The sequence below is a fragment of the Nocardia aegles genome, from assembly GCF_052545135.1.
In genome coordinates this window covers 1-19697 of record NZ_JBQWRI010000015.1, presented here as the reverse complement: position 1 = coordinate 19697, position 19697 = coordinate 1, and the positions used below count along the sequence as shown (strand labels likewise).

Sequence of the window (19697 nt, the reverse complement as noted above, 5' to 3'; positions counted from 1 at the left end):
CAGGGCATACCCGGCACCCCACCCGAGGCGGCGAGACAGAACCACCCGCCAAGCTCGGTGTTTGTGCTGTACCGCAGGCCGAGCAGTCGGTCGATACCAGCACTCATCGTCGGTGTCGCCCACTGCAGACACCCAGTCCTTGGGACGTTTGTTCCTATAGTTCAAGGAGGTCGAATAATGGCTTTCGCCGACGACTTTGCCGCCGCATTGGCTACTCGATCGATCAATGTCGACGCGAGCGGGTTGCCTGATCGTGACACGATTCAGCAAGAGTTATCCAACATCCAAGTCTGGCTGTCGGATCTCGATGGCGATATCCGTGAGGGGCTTGACGAAGCGAGCGCCGAATTCACTGTGTGTCATGTGATCTCGGATCCGGAAACCGACGAGAACGGTGAGGTGATCGGTGTCAATGTCGCACCGAACCTCAGCGCTCTGATGGGAGCGTTCGATCAGACATCGGGGCAGCGGCTCTCCGAGATGTTGCGGTCCTCCCAGGACGCATTCGCCGAAGCAGACGCGGTGGTCTGACGGTACGCAATCATATCTATGCCGCTTTAAGCGAGATTAGCGAGAAACTGAAATGGCGATCGAAGAATTTTCAGACTGCGTTGCGGGTCGACTCGATACGACGGGTGACTTCATCATCACCGAGATGAGGAATTTCGGCGATGAGAACATCAAGAGATTCCTGGCATGGTGGAACAGCCTCAGCTCGGGCAATCAAGGGCTAATTCTCGCCATAGTGAACGGAGTGGGGTTGCCCGCTGCCAGGCAGATACTGATCAAGGTGTTCGGCGCTGTAGCCGCCGAAGAGATATTCCTCGCACTCGGAACGCTGCTGGCATCCTTTTCGCTGGGCGCGCTCCTCACCTCGATGGCCCTCTGCGCTGGTCAACTCCCATAACACCGAGAAGGTGTGGGTCACCACGCCGACAGCTCCGTCGACGTCCTCCACGACGTCGCGCGGACAAGACGAACGAATGCTAGGAGTTTCGATGCTCGATCCAGTGCAGATCCTCTGGACGCCCAGTGGCACGACCATGTCGTCGCTGAATACCAAGGCCCTGCTCGATATCCATGACGGCGACACCCCAAGCATCCGGATGCCCGTCCGAATGCTGTCCATCGACACCCCGGAGGTGACCGCGGGATCGGCCGACGGTGCGTTGAGGATCGATGAGAAGTTCGCGCAACTCGCGCAGTGGATGCAGCAACGCCCCGGCGATGTGCCGGTGTCGCCGCAGCTGGCCGAGTTCCTGCTTCCGAAACTGACCACGGGCAAGGCCGGCACCCTGCAGTTCACCCAGGGAACTGCCGCCACTGACTATGCCAAATCCAATGCGGCACAACGACTGACGTTGCCGGGCGGCAATCAGCGCACGATGTTCGTGCGCACCGCCGAACCCCCCTTCGACAACAACGCACGATTGCTAGCCTACCTGGCACCGAACTACTCGAAAACCGAACGCGCCGCATTGACACGTGAGCAGCGGTCCACCTTCAATCTCGACATGGTGCGCGCAGGGTGGGCGGCCCCGTTCGTGATCTTCCCCTCCATACCAGGTGAAGACGATCTGCCGCTCCTCCTGGGTGCCGCCGACGACGCGGTCTCGAGCCGGCGCGGGATCTGGGACGACCCGGCGACCCTGCTCGCCTATGAGTACCGCTCGGTCGAACGCCTGTACAGCATCGCCAAAGCGATCGTCGTGGACAAGCAGACGGTCCCCGATCCCCACGGGTGGCGCGAAAGATACTGCGCGGACATGCGATCACGAATCCTGGTCGGCCCGGAAGACTACTTCGAGATCGACCCGATCTACCGACTGTGGTTGTGGCCGGCCGATCTGCGGATGGGGATCGCGCAACTGGGGCTGACTCCCTCTCCCCGCCTGGTCGGTGTCGGCTGATACCGCAGAATCCGCGCCGGATGCCGCGACGCAGGATGTGACGGGGCCCCGCACGATCGCGCCGAAGCCTGAATCTCATCTGAGGCAAGGGAAGTGAAATGCCAACTCGTGTCACACCCGGAGGCCCGATTTTCGGACCGGACGCACTGTCGCCGGGGCGCGGCCTCGCCGACGACCGCACAGCGCCCCTGCTCGTCTATCCCGATGTGTCCAATGTCGGCCTACGTCTAGCCGGTCAACCGACCCGTTACTATGTGCAGCCCGGCCGTGCCACGATCGCGCCCAGGTCCGACACGGCGGAACTCGATTTCTCGATGACGTCGTTCGTCAGGCATATCCCGCCACGCGGAACGAGCGACTACGCCGGCGGCACTGCGAAGTTCACCACCACGACGGCTCTGCCGACCTCGGCCCAAGAATCGATAGTCGAGGCGATCATGAGCGCCGCCCATGACGACCTACCAGGGAGAATCCGCCCGCTGTTCCCCTACACGAACGGCGACCCGACGCCCGAGCTGCTGACAATACCGATCGTGCACACGGTCGCATTTTGCGCGATCAGAAAGTCCGAGGTCGAGCGGGACCCGCGCGGATTCAGCGTACAAACCGATACCGCTGGCAGTATCGAAGGGCAGGTCCGCGCGACGTTCCTCGCCTCCTGCGGGCCCGTCGAGGCGCAGGAGTTCGAAGCCAGCCTCACGACAGGCATCGCGCTGCCGCTGATCGCGGGCGCCACGCTCACCGAACAGTTCGCCATCGCAGACTCCACGCTCACCATCGACCTGGACATCGATACCCACGGCCTTCACAACGCCTTCGCCGACATCGCCTCGAAGGAACCCGCGATAACGGCACACGCCGCCACCGCAGTGATCTTCCAGTCGATCGCGGACGGCAACACGATCCGTGTCGAGGCCGCCAGGATGGGTCTCGAGCCATTGGATCCGCGCACGCGACAGTGGGTCAGCCAATGTGAGGAAGTCAAGAGCGCAGTCATCGAGGTCGTGAAGGACTTCTTCGACGTCCATCCGGAGCCACCCGGCAGCGCACCGCCCAATGATCCCCCCTGGTGGAAACTGATCTTCGGCACGGCCACGCCGACACTCCGATCGAAACCGGATATGCAGCTGCCGCGAATCCACCACACAGTTCCGATATCGGGGCAGGTCTCGGCCGATCACACCGTCGAATGCGGTTTCGACGAGCTCGCCGCAGCGGCGAAGGTCGATAGCGCCGCGTACCTCACACGCATCGACATCGGCCCCGGGTGACGACAGTCGCCGCGCGCGATCAAAGTCGGAGTCACTGTCACATGCAGCTACACCGAACAACGAATCTCACGATCGGCCAGCGGACGACGAGGACCACCGAATCTCTGTCGCACCGCTGCAGCACTTCATCTGAAGGCAACATGCCCGAATTGGCTGAAATATTGACTGCTGTCGAGCAGATGTTCGACCAATTGCTCGGCACCGCCACCGCGCGATGGCTTGTGGCACGAACCGGACGCGTCCTGCTGGCAGTGGACGTCTTCCATCTTCCGCCGGACGCCGCCGATCTCCCGAACCTCGATGGCGCCGGTTTCCTACCGAACATCGTCTCCGGTGCCCATGGCGACTTCTATCAACCGAACGTGCAGCTCCTGGCCGACAGCGATCCGGAATTCGCATTCGCTGTGACCCAACAGGGATTCGACGAAAACGGACATCCCTTCAATCATGCAATTCTGACTTTCTCGCTTCGGGCAGTGAAACCTCCCAACCTCGATCACATCCCGTTCAATCCCCCGGTGCGGTCAGTGCCGGGCCTTCAGGTCATGGCCACCCTCATCGTGCCGTTCACGACTCGAGGCGGAATGGTCGAAAGACCTGATTTCCGGGCCAAGGCCGAACAGAAGAAGAGCGACGACACCTTCGTCGTGACGTTCGAGCTGACCGGATCCAACGTCAAGGCGGCGTACGCGCACCTGACCCAAGACCAGCCGGATGACCGTGACGGGATGGCGCTACAGGTTGCCTGGGTCTACGACGCGTACCAATTGGCGCTGGTCAACCTCGACCCGTTCGTTGCGCCGGCATCGAGAATCACCTTGTTCGGGGATGGCGTCCAGGGAACCTCGGTGCCGGTTTCCCCGCCTCCTCCCGGAGGTTTCGCGTACTTCCCGGTGACCGCGCGCCGCGAACGAACCACCTCGATCGGGCCCGCATTCCAAACCGATGCCCACCGCAGTCGATTCACGATCACCGCCGGTGGAAGAACACGAGCAATTATCGATGCCGGCGACCTGGAGGAGGCCACGCCCCGTTCGGAGTACCGGGAGCTTACCTCGTTGGGCGATATACAGAAGCGGTATCCGTCGCTGCGGCAACTGTATTTCGGTCAGGTGAGTGGAACGGTGGTCGCGATACCCGCCGCATACGGGATCGTGCGAGGGAGCACCGGATTGGCCGCCACCTGCGATGCGGTGGTGGATCCGTCACCGGACAGCACCTCCGGGTGCCGGTTTCACTTCACCTTCACCGTGACCCCCTTGGCCGACCCGGTCGATCTGGCAGCTCTCGCACTGGATTTGAGCAACACGCCCGAGGCTGCCGGGCGCACGCTGAAGCTGATACTGCCGTCCGGGCTCGACACACGGCGAGCACCGTCGCTCGAGGGGCTGACTGCCGGAAAAGTGGGATTCGGTATCGGGGCAGCCGCGCACACCGTGCAGATCAGCGTCGACATCGTCGACGATCCCACCACGCCGGCGCCCACGCTGGCCAACCTGTTCCTGCAGCAACTGGCAGCCAAGGGAGCAGCGCCGTTGTTCGGTACCTTGTTCGTCCGCGTCGATGACCTACTGCCACACCCTATTCCGACGCAAGTGCTGTTGAACCTGCGGCAGACCGCAGGCACCGACGACCTGAGCGTGGGGTTCGAACCGGAAGACCGCTCCGCCGAAGTGACCAACTCCTGTCCCTTCACCCTGATACTGCACCGCTACGCGAAGGTGAGCGCTTCCGCGGCGACGACCGTCTCGCTGCACGACCAACTCCTGACACCCGGCAAGTTCAGCACCCTTCCCGTCGGCGACGAGGAGGTCACCTCGGTCGCGGTGTCACACAGCATGTCGGTTCCGGCAGTGGTGACCAAGGCCCAAATGCTCGAATACCTCACCTTCAACACCACAGTGGTGTCGCAGGTGCAGCATCCCCTCGATGTCAACGCCACCGCGGTGGATTTCGCCGCAGCGAGCATCATTCGCATCGAAGTCCGGATTTCGCTGACCGAGTTGCCCGGTCTGCCGATCCCCGCGATGACCGTAACGTCCGCGCATCCCGTGGATTTCGTGCACATCCAGGTTCCGGTCCAGGTCGCGATCACCGGACTCGGCTGCACGGTAACCCTCGTCATCACGACCGCGACCGGTCAACACAGCAAGACCATCACCCACGATTTCGTCGACGCGCCCATTCTCACCCTCACTAACACAACCATCGCTCCATGACAGCCGGAGCATGAGTAAGGAGAACGACGGCGAGAATCCTCGAATACTCGCACCACAGCATTTACGGGATACGACACTGAATATACCTCGAGGCGAAAAAGGGATTGTCGCCTCGCATTGAGAGGAGTTAGAAATGGCTGATTTCGTGTCCGGCGTCGGACCGCTGTTCGGGCCGAACTTTGTGACGGTCACCGTCAATGACAACACCGGTAAATCGTATGCCGTGCAGGTGTATCCGGATGCCCACAACCCTGAACTGCGCGCGGCCGGCCAGCCGACGCAATACTACTTTCAACCCTCGCAGGTGTACCTGGCGAGGAAACACGATTCACCCGACGACTTCGACTTCCAGCTCACCCTGTTCAAAGGACTACTGTCCGCCGAGGACACGATCACCCCAGCAGAACTCGCCGGAACCGAAATAGGCGGCGGGTTCTGTACTTTCTCGACGACCTTCGCCATACCGCCCGTTGTAATCCAGCGAGTCATCGACAAGCTGAAGAGGCGAGAACACGGCGACCCGGGGCCCCGGATCGGGCCATTCTTCAATTTTCACAACAATGATCCCGAGCCCACCCTGGGCATGGTGCCGATAACCAACAGCACAGTGGTGTGTTCCGTACCGGACCCCGCAGTGGTCGGCAACTTCCTCAAAATCTCCGCCCAGTACAGCGGGAAAGGAAGTATCGAACAGAAAGGTATTACGAGCTTTTTGCTGAGTTGTAATACTGTCGCGGCGGGCGCTATCGCCAGCGCACTGAAGCAGGGTGCCTCCCCGCCGTTCATCGTCGCGAACACACTGCAGGAGGCGTTCTACATCAACGGCGTCACCGTGGATATCAGTGTCGACATGGACAAGGTCTACGACTCGTTCTCGGCGGCGGTGTCGGTCGGTAGCCTCTTCGGTATCAACGCTTTCGAGGCAGACTTTGCCTACTCCAACTGCCTGACCTCGGGCGCGATCACGACTCATATCACGCAGAACGGGGCAGTCCTCGATCCGGAAACCAAGAAGTGGGTCGACCAGACTGTCGAAGCGATGCGCAAGGAAGCCATCGGCCTGGTCAAGGAATTCATATTCGATTGGGATCCATCGAAGAACGACTCCAAGGCAGCCACCGACCGCAGCTGGGTCAGCGAGCTCTTCGGCGGCTCCAAAGTCTCGATCAAATCGAACTACCAGCGCCGAAGCCTCAAAGTGAAACAGCAGCTGGTACTGGATGCCACCTACGCGGTCAGTCACACCGTCAGCGGTGACCTCAACGACCTGCTGCCCGCGGTACAGGCCAACCTGGGAAAGTACCTGTTCATCGTCGACGTCGGTGAGTTCTTCAAGAAGGTACAGGTCGCAGCCCACAGCGACATCACCTTCACCAGCACACTCGTCGACGGCACCGACCTGCGCGATCCGGTCAAGTCCGCCCAGATCGAGGTCGCCTATCCGAAATTCCCCGGAGCATTGGGCGACGATGGAAAGCCCGATTTGATCATGCGCGGCAACGGAAAGCAATACCCGCGGAACTCCGCTGCGCCGCTCGGGGAGGAGAAACCCGCCGTGTGGAAGGCCGACAATGTCGAAGACTACTTCAATGTGGCGTTCCTGCGATTGGACAAACCGTTGCAGGGGTGGCCGGCTGGGCAAGTGCTGATTCGCCGGAAGATCGTTTTCGACGGCCGTGACCCTCGCGTCAGGCTCACCCGGGCGATCGCACCGCACGACCCGGCGATTGCCGAGTGGGAGGAACTGACCACTGATCTGCGACCTATCGTCACAGCTAATGCGGTCGGATACATATTCATTCGATTCTGGATAAACAAGCAGCCGTTGTCGTCGTGCGTGAGCGTCAGCATCACCCCCACTATCGGCGTCGACACCTTCCTGCCGATCACGGTGACCAGCGACAACACCAAGAACGCGGTGTGGGAGGTGTTCTCCGACAAATACGTCCAGGAAGACAAATTCACCTATACCATCGAAGTGCAAGTGGACGGGCCGAACTTCGCCGACGAATCAGTGGTGTACTCCACGCCCGTACCGATCACGGTGAGCGCGCCACCGGGGATCGCCACCTACATGCCGAAGCTCAACGTCCGCCTCCCCGAGGTCCCCGACGACAAGATCGACCTCGTCAACAGCTATGTGAAGGCAGCCGCCAAGGCAAACCAATGACGCACACCGGTATCGACATCCTCGGCACGCCGGGGGATATTCCGGTCGGTACCAGCGGATTCGGGTGTGGTCACCCCGTCGCGGACGAGGAACATCCGCTCTACGTCGACAGCAATTGGACCAGAGGAGGCGAAGCTGAGTTCGCGATCCTGCAAGTGGCGCAACACGTCACACACGTCTACGTGATGACCACGCGGCGGACACTTACTCTCGAGACGCACGCCATGGCGCTGGCCTACGGTGCTCGCCGCGCCGCCCTGCGGATGGCGGCCCCCGAAGAGTTCGTCGCCGCCGCGACCGCACTGGCCGACCTGCCCGACGCCGGGCCGCCCGAAGGCCGCTACCGTCAGCACTTCAGCGACATGCGAAACCTCAGGGCATTGCGTCGCAATTGTGCTCGCGCGAGGATGACCCGGTGCGCCTGAACAGAAGCACTTGACGGGGAACTGTGCTCGTGTCCGCACTGCCAGAAACTGGCCGGCGGACCGGTCTCGGCCTGGGTCGATTTCCCCCGCTCGCCACGTTCGCCTGGACCGGCGACGGCGGCGAGCCGACCTGGTACAACACCTGGCCCACGACCAAACGCGGGTTCTGCCCCACCTGTGGGTCGTTCGTCGCCGCGATCGACGAGGGCGGCGACGCCATGGGCATCACGATGATGGCTCTCGACGACCACAGCGGCCTGGCCCCGGTGCACCAGTCCTGCAAGGACAACGCCGTAAAGTGGCTGCCGGTCATCGAAACCGTCGACGCCGACGCCTGATCGTGCCGGTCGGTGGCCGCGCCGAGCAGCCGTGCCCGGCGCGACCACCGGGTTCACATGACCGTAGTGCGATAGAGAAGACGCTGGTGGCGGGTGCGATCACAAGGGGATGCGGTGTGCATCGTAGCCCGGTTGTCCCAGATCACCAGATCCCCCGCCGCCCACCGGTGCGAGTAGACGTACCCCTCGGCGGTGGCATGGTCGTGCAGCTGATCGAGTAGCCCCGCCGACTCGGCGTCATCGAGGCCGACGATGTTGCGAATGATCATCTCACCCAGCAGCAATGACCGGCGCCCGGTCTGCGGATGCTTGCGCACCAGCGGATGCACCACGTCGGGCACCTGCGCTCGCTGGGTTTCGGTGAGCGGCACCTTCGCCGGATTGCCTGCCGCTTGACGCTCGAACAGATGCACCATCGAGTGCACCGCCTCGAGCCCGTCGACACAGATCCGCAGGTCGGCGGGCAGGTCCTCATAGGCCGTGGTTGTGTCGGCAAACCGCGTTTCGCCACCTGATTCCGGTGCGATCACCGAGTACAGCAGCGAGACCGCGCTCATCGCCGGTCGAAACGACAGGTCGGTGTGCCACTCCTGTTCGTTGTCGCCGTCGTAGAGCCCGATCGGCACGCCGTTGCGATGGATGTTGCTGATCGTTACGATCTGGGCGAAGCCCGGCACCGTGTATTGATCCTGTCGAGACGGTTATGGCGCAGCTTCCTCAGCTGGAACTCAAAGCCCGAATTGCCTGTGTCGCAGATGTTTTAGCCTCGCACCTGCCCGCCGATGTCGGCGCCTCCACATCCCTCCTGGTCGCCGCTCTGCCTCCGCACGACGATGCTACCTTCACCGGGAGCGACTTCGGTCTCTACACTTACGCGCCGTACTCCGATTTCGTCGCCCGCTACGGCTGCACCCACGAAAACCTCGATTCTTCGCTCGAGGCACTGAAACAAATGACCAAATATTTCACCGCCGAGGATGCGCTGCGGTATTTCCTCAATGCCTTCCCGGGCGAGACAATGAAAGCCGTCGCGGGATGGAGTCGCGATCCCGATTATCACGTCCGCCGTCTTGCCAGTGAGGGAACGCGCCCCAAACTCCCATGGTCGCCTCGAATTACTGTTCCCGTTGACGCCGCGATTCCGATATTGGACGAACTTTTCTGCGACGATTCCCGGTTCGTGACCCAATCTGTTGCCAATCACCTCAACGACATATCCGCTACCGACCCCGAGCTGGTGCTGACCACGCTGGGCCGGTGGCGTGAGTCGGGAAAGCAGCGCCCAAAAGAAATGGAATTCATACTCAAGCAATCGTTGCGCACACTCGTCAAAAAGGGCTACCCAGGCGCATTCCAGTTTCTGGGGCTCTCGATCGCCCCGGCGATCGAGGTGGCCGAGCTACGTCTTGACGCCACGGCGGTGGCCATCGGAGGAGGCCTCGGCGTCGACTGCACCTTGCGGGCCACCGGCACCACTGCAGAACGCGTCGTCATCGACTATGTCCTGACCTACCCGCGGCCCCGGTCCGGACAGGGAGAAGCGGTGTTCAAGGGGACCACCGTGGAGCTTGCTCCCGGCGAATCGCGCACAGTGTCGAGGACCCAGCCCCTGAGATCAACGTCGAGCCGCAAGCTCGCCCCGGGCGCCGGCCGGTTGCAGATCCAGGTCAATGGTCGCCGAATCGCTGAGGCCGCCTTCGAGCTGCTGCCCGACCGATGACGACGAGATGGTGGTTGCGCGGGCCAGCGGCAGCGTCGAGCAGCGAAATGCGCCCGGAATCCGCGTCACCTCGGAGTAGTCGACCGGGATGACCTCGATGCCGCGGCCGTCGAGCTCCGCGGCGATGCGCTCACTGCGCTCGGCAACGACCACCACCCCTGGAGCGAGCGCCAGGGTGTTCACCTCGACTGCCGCCGCCTCAGCGCCGGTCACCGGGATCAGATCGAACTGCGCGGCAAACCATCACATTTGTGCATCGTCGAACACCCGTGGGTTCACCAGCGCCACGTCGGGGGCGACGATGTTGAAGTGGTCGTCCAGGTGCACGATGCCGCCGCAGGCGAACTTGATCGGCCGGACGGTGCGGCGGTTGCCGAGCTGGTTGAGCTGGTAGCGCAACGCATCGACCCCCGCCGGCGAGGTCTCCTCGCTGAGTCCGACCAACACCATCCCGTCATGCAGCATGACATCCCCACCCTCGATGGTGCCCGCGTCGAGGTAGGCCACACGTTCGATACGCTCCACCAAACGCCGAACTCCGGCGAACTCCCCTTGCCGCCGCCGCGAATGCAGACGGGACACCACGAACACATCGTCGATGACGAACCCGATATCACGGGTGTAGTGCTGGCAATAGGAGCCCGGCACCTGATCCGGGAGCAGCACCTCCACACCGTGTGTGCGCAGAAGCTCGATGAAGCGGTGCTGCTGTGCCCGCACACGGTCAAGCGAATACGAACCCCATTGGCTGGTCTCGTGCTGGCGCGCCAGCACCGGATCGAGCGACCCGGACAGATCCAATGTGACCGGTCCAGCGTGACGCATCACCACCGAGCGCAGCTCACCGAACTCGCTGTCCACCCCGATCCGTAGCCGCTTCAACCGAACTCCCGTCACTCGCTCACTCTCGAATCCGCCTCTGCCCCAGCTAATCTACGCCGCAGGTCTACGATGGGACGGGTGCCGCCCGCCAACCGGCCAGAAACTTAGACACCGCGACACCCAGGGCGCCAGCAGGCCTCAGATACGAGCGAATCCTGTGCGGGAACGGCGCGGCCGAGACCGCTGGGCGGGCCCAGCACCGCCGGACCCGCCAGAATCCCTGCCGCGATCTTCCCGATCACCGCCGGCTGACCGACCTTCTCCGCCAGCACACCCAGTGCCCGCGCCGCCACCATGATGACAACCAGACCAACGAATACGACTACGAGCTGATCGCTCGGCACGCTCGAGCCCCCTTGCCGCGCTGCGACGGGCCGATGCCCCGCCGCAGCACATCCATCCTCGATACTTGTTCCCGCTACAACGACTGTGGTGCAGTGCAACTCGACTGTCAGTTTTCGAAGTCGGCTTCAGTGATGTTCGAAGTCGCGTTCAGTCGAAGCTGGTCTGATCAAGAACTGCTGCCTCGCCACCCGGGTTTAAATCAGGACGCAATCACAACAACAGCTCTGGGCGGAGCCGTGCCAGGTATTCTGCCGTCACCGTCGATGGCGTTGGCCACCGACCACGAACTGTCCCAGCAAGCTGTGTCGGTTGGTCCATAGCGAACGTGCAGCCCGCCTGGCTGGGGGTAGGAGTAGACCATGGTGGGCAGGGGTCGAATCCGGCCGATTGCGGCACACCCTGTGGCGTGGCTGGCCGCACTCGTCTTGGTTATGGCACTCGGCGGTTGCAGCGGGAGCACGGGCAGCCATTCGTCAGGTGCTTCGGTGCCGGTCGGGACAACGGTTCGTCAACGACGACCGCGTCTTCGGGGTCGCCGGGGTGCGCAGAGGCTGCCATCGCGACCAATCTGTCTGCGGCGGAATTCGCAGCGGCCATGGTCGAGTGGGCTCACGGGTCCAGCTCCGCGTTGGTCAAGGACGCGGTCGCGTCGACTGCCGACGCTGAGTTGCAGCGACTGAAGATCGCTGGCACTGCTGATCTCATTGCCCAGACTCCGGCCGGCGGGCAAGGTAACTTTGCCCGCCGGGTGTGTGAGGGCATGTGCAAGTTGCACCCGGAATTCAGCTCGGGGATCCCGCGCCCGTATCTGCTGTTCAACGGCTACGAACTGTGCACGATCGCCAAGACTGTCCCGGGCGTGGACGCCTTCAAGTCAGGCACGGGACAAGCACCGGCGGATCTCAAGCAGAACGCCGCCGACTTCGCAGCCGCCGCGCATGAGTTGTTGTGTCCCCCGCTGTAGAGCGGCGTGGGCGCCGGATGGACACGGCGTCTTCGATCCTCGCGTCGCGGGGGCAATGCCATCAGCGGGGTCAATTCCATCGGACGAAGGTGTAAGGTGCTGATCGCGCCCGGTGGACAGTTGGTCTTCGCCGGATGCGCGCTGCCGTCGGTGGCGACAGTGTAGATGTCGCCACCGTAGAAGAAGGCCACACGGGTACCGTCGGGGCTGACCATGGGTTTGTCCACCACAGTGGTGTTGGTCGCGGGCAGCAGAGGTGCTGATTCGCCGACCTCGTTGTAGCACAAGGGATCACTCGTTGTGGCGCGCACCAGTTGGGTGTCGTGGATCGCGACGTAGGTGGTCGGGGATATCCACGCGGCATCACCGGTACCCACCGGCGAGCACACGACCGGACGTTGGCCTGCCTGTCCGCATCCGATCGGGACGATACCGCCCTCACCGGTACGAATGTAGGTGACGGTGGAGAATGCGCCGCATTGGGTGACCATGTGGCCGCCGCTGGTGGCACCAGCGGGCACACGGTAGATCTGGTAGGCGTTGTCCGGGGTGACCGATTGGTAGTAGAAGTCGCAGTTGCCGTGGAAGCCCAACGCTTGGAAGTTGCGGGTCGCGGTGCACGGCTGGTTCGACTCGCCCGCGGTGATGTCGGTGAACGCACCGGCGGCGTCGATCCACCCGGCATGCTGTTGTCCGCCAATGAGTTTGGTGATGGCATAGCGCTGCAGGTCCGGGGCGATGTCCATGTCGAAGCTGGTCGACAAACCGCCCAGCCCGAGATGTCGAAGGTCCGCAGCGGGGTATACCCGCCGGTGGTCGGGTCGATGAGCCCGAGTGTCAGGCGTGTGCTCGAACCTCGATTGTCCGCACCGCTTTTCGTGACCACCAGCAGACCGCTCCTGGACGGGGCCGGGGTGCTGGGCGGTGATACGGCCACGCCGGTAAGCGCCGGCGACGGGCCGGAGGTTGCGGGCACCGCAGCCGGGTGATCCGCGGAGGTACAGCCACCGGCTAGCAGCACCGCCACCGCACTCAACACCAGGTACGCACCGCAGCGGCGACCCAGCTGACGCTGGGGTCTGAGGTGATGCTTCATCTGGACCCCTTTCAGGGCTGAATGTATGGCATGAGGATCGTGCCCGGCACAAGAATGGGCAGGCTGGCGTGGTGGGCTAACGCCAGTCCGCGAGGAAGATATCGGCGGTCGTGATGCCAGTGACGGCCAGTTTCTTCGGGGCCTTCGAGGCGATGTCTGAGATGAACAGGTCGGTCTGGGCGCCTTGGACGGACAGGAAGGCGATCTGGGTGCCGTTCAATTTCGCTACAGGGACGCCGACGCCCCGGTCTGTTTGCGGGAGAAGATCGGTGGCATCGGGGCCGCGGTGGCGGGGGCAGTCGTCGTTGCTGAGGTTCGAGGACTTGTAGATCATGTTCTTGTCCAGGTCCTGGAAGATGTAGGTCGACGAGTCGAGCCAGGCATCGGCGCGCTGGGTGCACAAGGCAACGGGCAGAGCGAATTTCCCGTGGCCGTCGGGCTTCTCACCGGGATACAGGCCGAGGCCGCGGTCGGCGGCGACCAGCCGTGAGGTGGCGGGCTGGCCGGTTTGGACAGCGCGGACCTCCTTGGTGTTGAAATCGCGGTAGTAGTAGTTCCCATCGCCGTCGAAGAACTGCGGTTCCTGGTGAATCGAGCTGGCGAAATCGCTTTGCTGTCCGGTCACGGCGGCGGTGACGTCGGTGAAGGTGCCGTTGCGGTCGACCCAGCCGGTATGGATGTCTCTGTTGATGCTGCGGGTCGCTGCGTAGCGGATCCCGTCGGGTGACATCACATATCGCGACGGGCTGTCGAGCAGACAGACGTGGTTGGAGTCATCGGATTTGAAGCCGTACTGGCGTTGGTAGACACCGGACGCGGGATCGATCGTTCCGACGGTGATTGCCTTGGTGTAGCAACCCTGGTCGGTGAGCGCGTGAATCTGGCTGGTGAACACGACCAGCCCCGAGAGCGCCGGAGCTGCGCTCGTCGACGTCGAGGGCTGCGGCGTGCTGGAGGCCGGCGAAATGGCGGGCCGCGACGATGGGCTGGCGGGGGGTGTCCGGCGTGTTTGCGCAGCTTGCCGCCAGCATGCACATCATGGCAGCGAACAGTGCCCGACGAGGGAAGCGAAGAGACATCAAGGCCGTCCGGTTTCTGGGATGTGGATGAACTACAGCGGGGACGAGCGGATCGTGGTCTGCATCAGGCAGCACCATGGAGCGGCGGGGTCTGGCGGGGCCGCTATTTCCGGAACTGCTGGGGGCAGAAATAATCGGCCAGGGCGTGAAAGTAGGTGGTTTCCCAGTCGGCCAGGGCCGGATTGCCTTCGACCGCCGACGCGTACCGCTGGATCATTTCCTCGGCGGTCTTGCTTCCGTTGACGCTCAAGCATGTTTCTGTTGCGAGCTTGGCCAATGCACCGTGCGGGCTCAGGTCCGTGCCCTGCCCGGAAGACCAGGCGGCAGAGCACACCGCGGTGACGAATTTGGCGTAGTTGCCCGATGGCACCTGCACAAGGATCGGTTCCATCATCGAGCGATACCCGTCGCTGCTGAGGCCGAGATCGATGAGATCCTGGAACGATAGATTTTTCGAGGTCGAATCGACACAACGGCCGCCACCGGCTTCGGCGGACGGGCCGGTCGACTTCTGTGCTCCGGATGGCGTGCCGACTGCCGCAGTCTGAGTGTGCCCGTCGCCCACCGATCCTGAAGAGCAACCAGTGACGCCACCGACCAGCACAGCAGCGACAACTACGATCCACGCAACCCGCGACTTGTCTCCATGAACAGCAGACGATCTGTTCCATCGACCTACATCGCTAGACCTAATCATGCGTAGATCATGCACTGAAAATGCTTCGGCCCCCGCCCTTCTGCGTGAGGACGTGGGCCGAAGCGATGATTACGTGTTTCCTACTGCAAGGAAGCCAGACATGTGTCCTGAGCCTGACCAGGACAAGCGACGTGACTATGGCCGTGTATGTTGCAGCTACCAGCGGGCAGTCGAGGCATTCGGTGTATTGGACCGGAAACGCTGCGGTCCGGATCCACGATGGTACCGGCCGGTGAGCGCAGGGCGAAGGCGTTGCGCAGCGCTGAGCACGCCAGCGACGCGGTCATCCGGGAGCCGGTGCTGTAGCCGACGATCCGGCGATGAACCGACACCCCCGGATCGTCGGCGTGAATGCCGAGTTCGGCGTTGATCAGATTCGCGTCCTCCTAGTCTTGTTGCGACACGGGACTTTGCGCCACTGCACAGAACCTCTGCACGGACGAGCCAGCGCCCGGCAGGTCACCGCGGCGGGGATCTTGGCGGCAAGGTCGAGGACCGGCGGGACCGCCGGTATTGGATGCACGGCAACTTCACCGCCGTTATTGTTCTCACCGAAAATCGGCGTCAACAACCTTGGTTCGATGTCGTGGTTGCGTTATCGTCGAGCGACGCGAGGAAGTAGGGGCACATGCGTTTCAATCCGCCGCCAGGCTGGCCGCCGGCACCCGAAGGCTGGACACCGCCGGAGGGCTGGGCGCCGGATCCCACCTGGCCGCCGATGCCGCGCGGGTGGCGGCTGTTGATCGATGACGTGGGTACCGACCCGAGCACCGCGCATTCCCATCAAATCCCCTCTGCTGGGCAGGCTTCCGGCCACGACCCCGAGCTTTCGCCCGCTGGCGTAGCCCCACCGCGCGAGCGCCGAGCCGCTGCGGTCCCCGAGGCGGCTACTCGGACTGGCAGACCGCGTCGCGCGCGGTTGCCGGTCGTCGCGATCGCGGCGACCGCGGTTGTCGTTGCGTCGATGGCTGCAGTCTTCTACGCGCATCGATCGGGTTCGGCGGAGGATTCCGGTTCCTCGCGGCAGGACGGCGCGTTCATGATTGCGTCGATCGCCCTATCGGGACCTGCCGAGTTGGCGGTCGACCCACAAACCGGCACCGTGTACGCCACTCAGGTGGGAGGCAAAACTGTGTGGGCCATCGACAAGGTGACACGGAAACCCCACACGATCGACATCAAACTTGACGACAAGCCGGATGGCATCGCTGTCGACCCCGCCACGCACAGCCTGTATGTCACCACGACTTCGTACGGGCAGGGCGGAAACGGATCGCCCGAAGGGGTTCTGTTGATGATCGACCCGGCTGCGCACGCAATCACGGCAACGGTCAAACTCGGTGGCAAGTACGCAGGCGCGCTCGCCGTCGACGCAGCAGGGCAGTTCGCCTACGTCGGTACCAGCAATGGACTGGCGGTGGTGGACCTGCACGCCCACCGCGTTGCCACCCTCATCACCAGCTCCGATGTCAGGACCGGTGTAGCGATAGACCCAGGAACCGACACCGTCTATTGCGCCGACTACACCGCGGGTGCCGTACTCGTGGTGGACAGCCGAACCCGAAACGTCTCCGCGCGCATCAGCGTTGAGCAGAAGGTCGCGGGCCTGGCCCTGGACTCCTCCACACACACCATTTACACCACCGACGATCAGGGAAATACGCTGGCCGCGGTCGCCGGTTCGCGCCACGACAAGATCCTCGTGGGCTCCGGACCGGGCGGCGTGGCCGTCGACCCTTCGACGCACAGCGTCTTCGTCGCCAACTTCAAAGACGGCACTGTGTCCGTGGTCGATGGTGCCACAAGAGCAGCAACCTCGACGATCGCAGTCGGAAAAGGACCATACCGGGTGGCCGTCGACACAACGGCACGCACGGTCTATGTTTCGACTACCGCTGGCATCAAGGCGATAACGCCAGCATAGTGGGTGTCCGCCGACCCGCCAGGCACGGAGCAGGTGGACTTGGCCCACCCACCACCCGCCACCCGCCAGCAGGAGACCTGACAGGATGGATAGCTGATGACACCGGTGGATCAGCACCACGAGCTCGGCAACGAGGCAGAATCTTGTCGCCAACGAAATCCCCTACGTGAACGACCCATCCATGGGGCCACCAGTGCGGCACTGAAAGCGACCCTCGCCGTATTCGTTGTGATCGGTTCGTTTGCCCCCACTACGGCCTGCTCGAATTCCGAATCCGGAAACGCGCAGCACGCGCTTACGGGGATAGCGTCCACCCGCGTGGAAGCTGAGCAAAACCCTTGTCAGGCAAGCGGATACACGTTCGAAAGCACCCGCGGCACGACTCCCTGCGAGATCATGACTGAGGCGTGGATCGACTACCGCCTCGACTTCCCCACCGGCGGCCCGCGCACTGTGACTCTCAAGGACGGCACCACTGCGTCCTGCACCGACACCACGCGAGCGGCCGACGGCGTCAAGGGAACCTGCGAGTACAACGGATCGGAATTCCTGGCCCGGTTGTAGACGCGGCTATGACGGAACACTCGCCAGTGGGGCTGCGGGCACGAACAACAGGCGACCGTCTTCCGCTCGCCGACGAGGCAGCAACACAACCCTTTTCACCTGTTCCTCGGCGATTTGCGCCGCCGGTGACAGACGTTCTCGCAGATATTACCGATCATCTCGCCTTGCTCGGCCTGGTGTCAGATGCCATCGCATGGATTCAGAGCCGCGAAATCGCGGCCGACCAGATCGTCCGCCGATCCTCAGAGCAGGACCTCGCGATACTTTATGTGCTGATCTGTTGCCGCTCAACGGGTTTCCCCGTCGTCCGAGCTCTCGCAGGCCAGCAGCGAATCGTAGCTGATCGCGGCGGGCGCGGGGACGGACCTCGGCGGCAGATCCGGGGCTGTGGTGGTGGTTTCGCGGGATGGAGTGCGCAGGGCGAGGACGGGCAGGCCGTGTTCGCCGGCCATGCGGTCGACCCAGCGGATGAACTCCAGGGCGGATCCGGCGAACATGCGCCGGACCCGGTCCTGCATGGCGCGCACGTCATGGCCGGGCAGGTCGTCGCGGGTGCTGATCGCGCCGCATCCGCAGCCGCAGGGGCGCTCGGTGAATTCGGCTTCCTCATCCAGGGTGACGTAGCCGACCGGGTTCTGCGAGTTGTTGACCACGGGGTCGGGGCGGCCGATCCAGGCGTCGCGCACCGGGTGCCCTTCGGGCAGGACCTCGCCTTCGACGGCGATGCGGTCGCCGTGGTCGGTGATGCCGGTGATCTCGCCGACGGCGCACACCTGGCCGTCACCGATGATGAGGGCGAACTTCTCTCGGGACAGGCGCTCTTTGTTGGCTTTCCATACGCCTCGGCCTGCCGTCCATGCCTCCTGCTCGGTCATTCTCGGGAAGTAACCGATGGCCATGCGTCCCATCGGATCGTCCGTGATCGGTTGATACCATCCCATCTTGAACCGGACTGCCATGGTCCTCGGCGTCACGTTCGGGCAGCGGGTAGGAGTCCCCGCCGCGGCGCTGGCCGGTGCACCCGCCGCCGGGTGCGTTGGAGTCGTTGTCGTCGTGGCTGGACCGGCTCGCCCGCCGCCGCCGTTCGGTGGGCCCCGCATACGACGCGAGCAGCAGGGTGCGCTGGTTGATGGTCTCCTCAGCGCCGCAAGGCGACCCCGGCACGCAGCCGGGACCAGACCCTGCCACCGCACCGCCGCCACCGGCGGCGGCATCGGGTGTTGGGCTGGTGGCTGTGGCGCCGTTCGAGGTGATCGAGCAGTGGTGAGCATCGGTGAACCTGTTGATCTGTCGCATCTGCATCCGTCGGCGCAGCGGCCGGCGATGCTGCCGGATGCTGAGCGGATCCAGTACGTGCGGGCGGATCGGTGGATCGGCTACACCCGCGCGACCGAGGCTCTGGCGCGGCTCGGGGGGCTGCTAACGATGCCTGGCAAGCAGCGGATTCCGAACCTGCTGCTCTGCCGGTAACCGATCTAATCGGCCCGAATCTCGGTGTGCTGGTTGGCATCCGGGATGTTCTCGATGAGGATCCACCCCCGGCGGTGTTCACCGCGCTGGCCGAGCGCACCGGTGTACTGACCGGGCAGGTGCGGGCGATGACGCTGCCCGGGTGGGTGCCGTGGTCGCCGCAACGGGCGCCCGGGAATCCATGGGCCCCGCCAGCGTCGGCGACTGGTCACCTCGAAACGCGGCGCCTCCCGCGGTGCCAGCAGCACCGAATACTGGCGGCGGCGACCTTCTCGGCCCGGTAATGCAGGGCTGGACATTGCGCGAACTCGACCGTGAGGTGCATGTCCATCCCGATCACCGCGCCTGACTCCAAGCGCGACAGCCTGCGCCGGGGCAGTGCCACACGGGCAGTACTGTCGGCGCAAGCGGGAGCTTCGCCCGCATGGGGATGCTGTGACATCATGCACCTCAGCATCTGCGCCAGACCCCGCGCTCGGAACTGCCCTGCGACTGAATCGCACTGCCCGTGCACCGAATTTCGGTGCCGCGGCTCCTACGGCGAGCCCGCCCGGTGGAACACTGGCGGTATGGAACTCAACGGTGCGCTGGTCACGCTCGCCGACCTCGCTCCTCTGGCGCTG

General features: G+C 63.5%; 19 protein-coding genes. 12 read left to right on the top strand and 7 right to left on the bottom strand.

Features of this window, described 5'->3' with window-relative positions:
• Window positions 1-177: 177 nt before the first annotated feature.
• The 8 genes from ACT89H_RS27570 (at window position 178) to ACT89H_RS27535 (ending at window position 8333) form a co-directional block, all read left to right on the top strand.
• A complete protein-coding gene (locus tag ACT89H_RS27570) occupies window positions 178-531 on the top strand; it encodes a hypothetical protein (protein ID WP_445111588.1) in 354 nt (117 codons plus the stop codon).
• Between the two features lie 52 nt (window positions 532-583).
• Window positions 584-907 (top strand): hypothetical protein, encoded by a 324-nt coding sequence (locus ACT89H_RS27565; RefSeq protein ID WP_445111587.1) that lies wholly within the window; start codon window positions 584-586, stop codon window positions 905-907.
• Window positions 908-998: 91 nt separating this feature from the next.
• Window positions 999-1910, top strand: coding sequence for a thermonuclease family protein (locus ACT89H_RS27560; RefSeq protein WP_445111586.1), 912 nt, complete (start codon window positions 999-1001; stop codon window positions 1908-1910).
• A gap of 98 nt (window positions 1911-2008) precedes the next feature.
• Entirely contained in the window at window positions 2009-3181 is a 1173-nt protein-coding gene (locus ACT89H_RS27555) for a hypothetical protein (RefSeq protein ID WP_445111585.1), read from the top strand.
• A gap of 149 nt (window positions 3182-3330) precedes the next feature.
• Window positions 3331-5400 carry a hypothetical protein gene (locus ACT89H_RS27550; protein WP_445111584.1) on the top strand — a complete coding sequence of 690 codons (2070 nt, stop codon included), beginning with the start codon at window positions 3331-3333 and terminating at the stop codon, window positions 5398-5400.
• Between the two features lie 133 nt (window positions 5401-5533).
• Window positions 5534-7570 (top strand): hypothetical protein, encoded by a 2037-nt coding sequence (locus ACT89H_RS27545; RefSeq protein ID WP_445111583.1) that lies wholly within the window; start codon window positions 5534-5536, stop codon window positions 7568-7570.
• Complete coding sequence (locus ACT89H_RS27540) at window positions 7567-7995, top strand: hypothetical protein (RefSeq protein WP_445111582.1); 429 nt, start codon at window positions 7567-7569, stop codon at window positions 7993-7995. The genes ACT89H_RS27545 and ACT89H_RS27540 overlap by 4 nt, the downstream gene beginning before the upstream one ends.
• 29 nt (window positions 7996-8024) lie before the next feature.
• Window positions 8025-8333, top strand: coding sequence for a GFA family protein (locus ACT89H_RS27535; RefSeq protein ID WP_445111581.1), 309 nt, complete (start codon window positions 8025-8027; stop codon window positions 8331-8333).
• A gap of 53 nt (window positions 8334-8386) precedes the next feature.
• Here ACT89H_RS27535 and ACT89H_RS27530 read toward each other — a convergent pair whose 3' ends face one another.
• Window positions 8387-9010, bottom strand: coding sequence for a TauD/TfdA dioxygenase family protein (locus ACT89H_RS27530; RefSeq protein WP_445111580.1), 624 nt, complete (start codon window positions 9008-9010; stop codon window positions 8387-8389).
• A gap of 26 nt (window positions 9011-9036) precedes the next feature.
• Between ACT89H_RS27530 and ACT89H_RS27525 the strand changes: the two genes are divergently transcribed.
• A complete protein-coding gene (locus ACT89H_RS27525; protein ID WP_445111579.1) occupies window positions 9037-10053 on the top strand; it encodes a YhaZ family DNA alkylation repair protein in 1017 nt (338 codons plus the stop codon).
• Here ACT89H_RS27525 and ACT89H_RS27520 read toward each other — a convergent pair.
• The 5 genes from ACT89H_RS27520 to ACT89H_RS27500 form a co-directional block, all read right to left on the bottom strand.
• Window positions 9949-10266 (bottom strand): arginine deiminase family protein, encoded by a 318-nt coding sequence (locus tag ACT89H_RS27520; RefSeq protein WP_445111578.1) that lies wholly within the window; start codon window positions 10264-10266, stop codon window positions 9949-9951. The genes ACT89H_RS27525 and ACT89H_RS27520 overlap by 105 nt on opposite strands.
• A gap of 30 nt (window positions 10267-10296) precedes the next feature.
• Complete coding sequence (locus tag ACT89H_RS27515) at window positions 10297-10950, bottom strand: dimethylarginine dimethylaminohydrolase family protein (RefSeq protein ID WP_445111577.1); 654 nt, start codon at window positions 10948-10950, stop codon at window positions 10297-10299.
• A gap of 1152 nt (window positions 10951-12102) precedes the next feature.
• A complete protein-coding gene (locus tag ACT89H_RS27510; protein ID WP_445111576.1) occupies window positions 12103-12990 on the bottom strand; it encodes a hypothetical protein in 888 nt (295 codons plus the stop codon).
• A 426-nt stretch (window positions 12991-13416) separates the two neighbouring features.
• On the bottom strand, window positions 13417-14235 hold the full coding sequence (locus ACT89H_RS27505) for a hypothetical protein (protein WP_445111575.1): 819 nt from the start codon (window positions 14233-14235) through the stop codon (window positions 13417-13419).
• A 287-nt stretch (window positions 14236-14522) separates the two neighbouring features.
• Window positions 14523-14984: a hypothetical protein gene (locus ACT89H_RS27500; RefSeq protein WP_445111574.1), complete on the bottom strand. Its 462-nt coding sequence runs from the start codon at window positions 14982-14984 to the stop codon at window positions 14523-14525.
• A 1096-nt stretch (window positions 14985-16080) separates the two neighbouring features.
• On the opposite strand from ACT89H_RS27500, the gene ACT89H_RS27495 reads away from it, so the two are divergent.
• Window positions 16081-17040 (top strand): YncE family protein, encoded by a 960-nt coding sequence (locus ACT89H_RS27495; RefSeq protein WP_445111573.1) that lies wholly within the window; start codon window positions 16081-16083, stop codon window positions 17038-17040.
• Between the two features lie 396 nt (window positions 17041-17436).
• Window positions 17437-17604: a hypothetical protein gene (locus tag ACT89H_RS27490; RefSeq protein WP_445111572.1), complete on the top strand. Its 168-nt coding sequence runs from the start codon at window positions 17437-17439 to the stop codon at window positions 17602-17604.
• A gap of 287 nt (window positions 17605-17891) precedes the next feature.
• Here ACT89H_RS27490 and ACT89H_RS27485 read toward each other — a convergent pair whose 3' ends face one another.
• On the bottom strand, window positions 17892-18503 hold the full coding sequence (locus tag ACT89H_RS27485) for a hypothetical protein (protein WP_445111571.1): 612 nt from the start codon (window positions 18501-18503) through the stop codon (window positions 17892-17894).
• Between the two features lie 364 nt (window positions 18504-18867).
• Between ACT89H_RS27485 and ACT89H_RS27480 the strand changes: the two genes are divergently transcribed.
• A complete protein-coding gene (locus tag ACT89H_RS27480; RefSeq protein ID WP_445111570.1) occupies window positions 18868-19074 on the top strand; it encodes a TniB family NTP-binding protein in 207 nt (68 codons plus the stop codon).
• Window positions 19075-19697: the final 623 nt, after the last annotated feature.

What these genes read in the sequence shown, in the direction of transcription:
- ACT89H_RS27495 (WP_445111573.1), top strand. Translation starts at nt 16,081, where the DNA reads ATGGCTGCAGTCTTCTACGCGCATCGATCGGGTTCGGCGGAGGATTCC.
- ACT89H_RS27510 (WP_445111576.1), bottom strand. Translation starts at nt 12,990, where the DNA reads ATGGACATCGCCCCGGACCTGCAGCGCTATGCCATCACCAAACTCATT.
- ACT89H_RS27555 (WP_445111585.1), top strand. Translation starts at nt 2,009, where the DNA reads ATGCCAACTCGTGTCACACCCGGAGGCCCGATTTTCGGACCGGACGCA.
- ACT89H_RS27570 (WP_445111588.1), top strand. Translation starts at nt 178, where the DNA reads ATGGCTTTCGCCGACGACTTTGCCGCCGCATTGGCTACTCGATCGATC.
- ACT89H_RS27525 (WP_445111579.1), top strand. Translation starts at nt 9,037, where the DNA reads ATGGCGCAGCTTCCTCAGCTGGAACTCAAAGCCCGAATTGCCTGTGTC.
- ACT89H_RS27485 (WP_445111571.1), bottom strand. Translation starts at nt 18,503, where the DNA reads ATGGCCATCGGTTACTTCCCGAGAATGACCGAGCAGGAGGCATGGACG.
- ACT89H_RS27565 (WP_445111587.1), top strand. Translation starts at nt 584, where the DNA reads ATGGCGATCGAAGAATTTTCAGACTGCGTTGCGGGTCGACTCGATACG.
- ACT89H_RS27560 (WP_445111586.1), top strand. Translation starts at nt 999, where the DNA reads ATGCTCGATCCAGTGCAGATCCTCTGGACGCCCAGTGGCACGACCATG.
- ACT89H_RS27540 (WP_445111582.1), top strand. Translation starts at nt 7,567, where the DNA reads ATGACGCACACCGGTATCGACATCCTCGGCACGCCGGGGGATATTCCG.
- ACT89H_RS27490 (WP_445111572.1), top strand. Translation starts at nt 17,437, where the DNA reads ATGACTGAGGCGTGGATCGACTACCGCCTCGACTTCCCCACCGGCGGC.
- ACT89H_RS27545 (WP_445111583.1), top strand. Translation starts at nt 5,534, where the DNA reads ATGGCTGATTTCGTGTCCGGCGTCGGACCGCTGTTCGGGCCGAACTTT.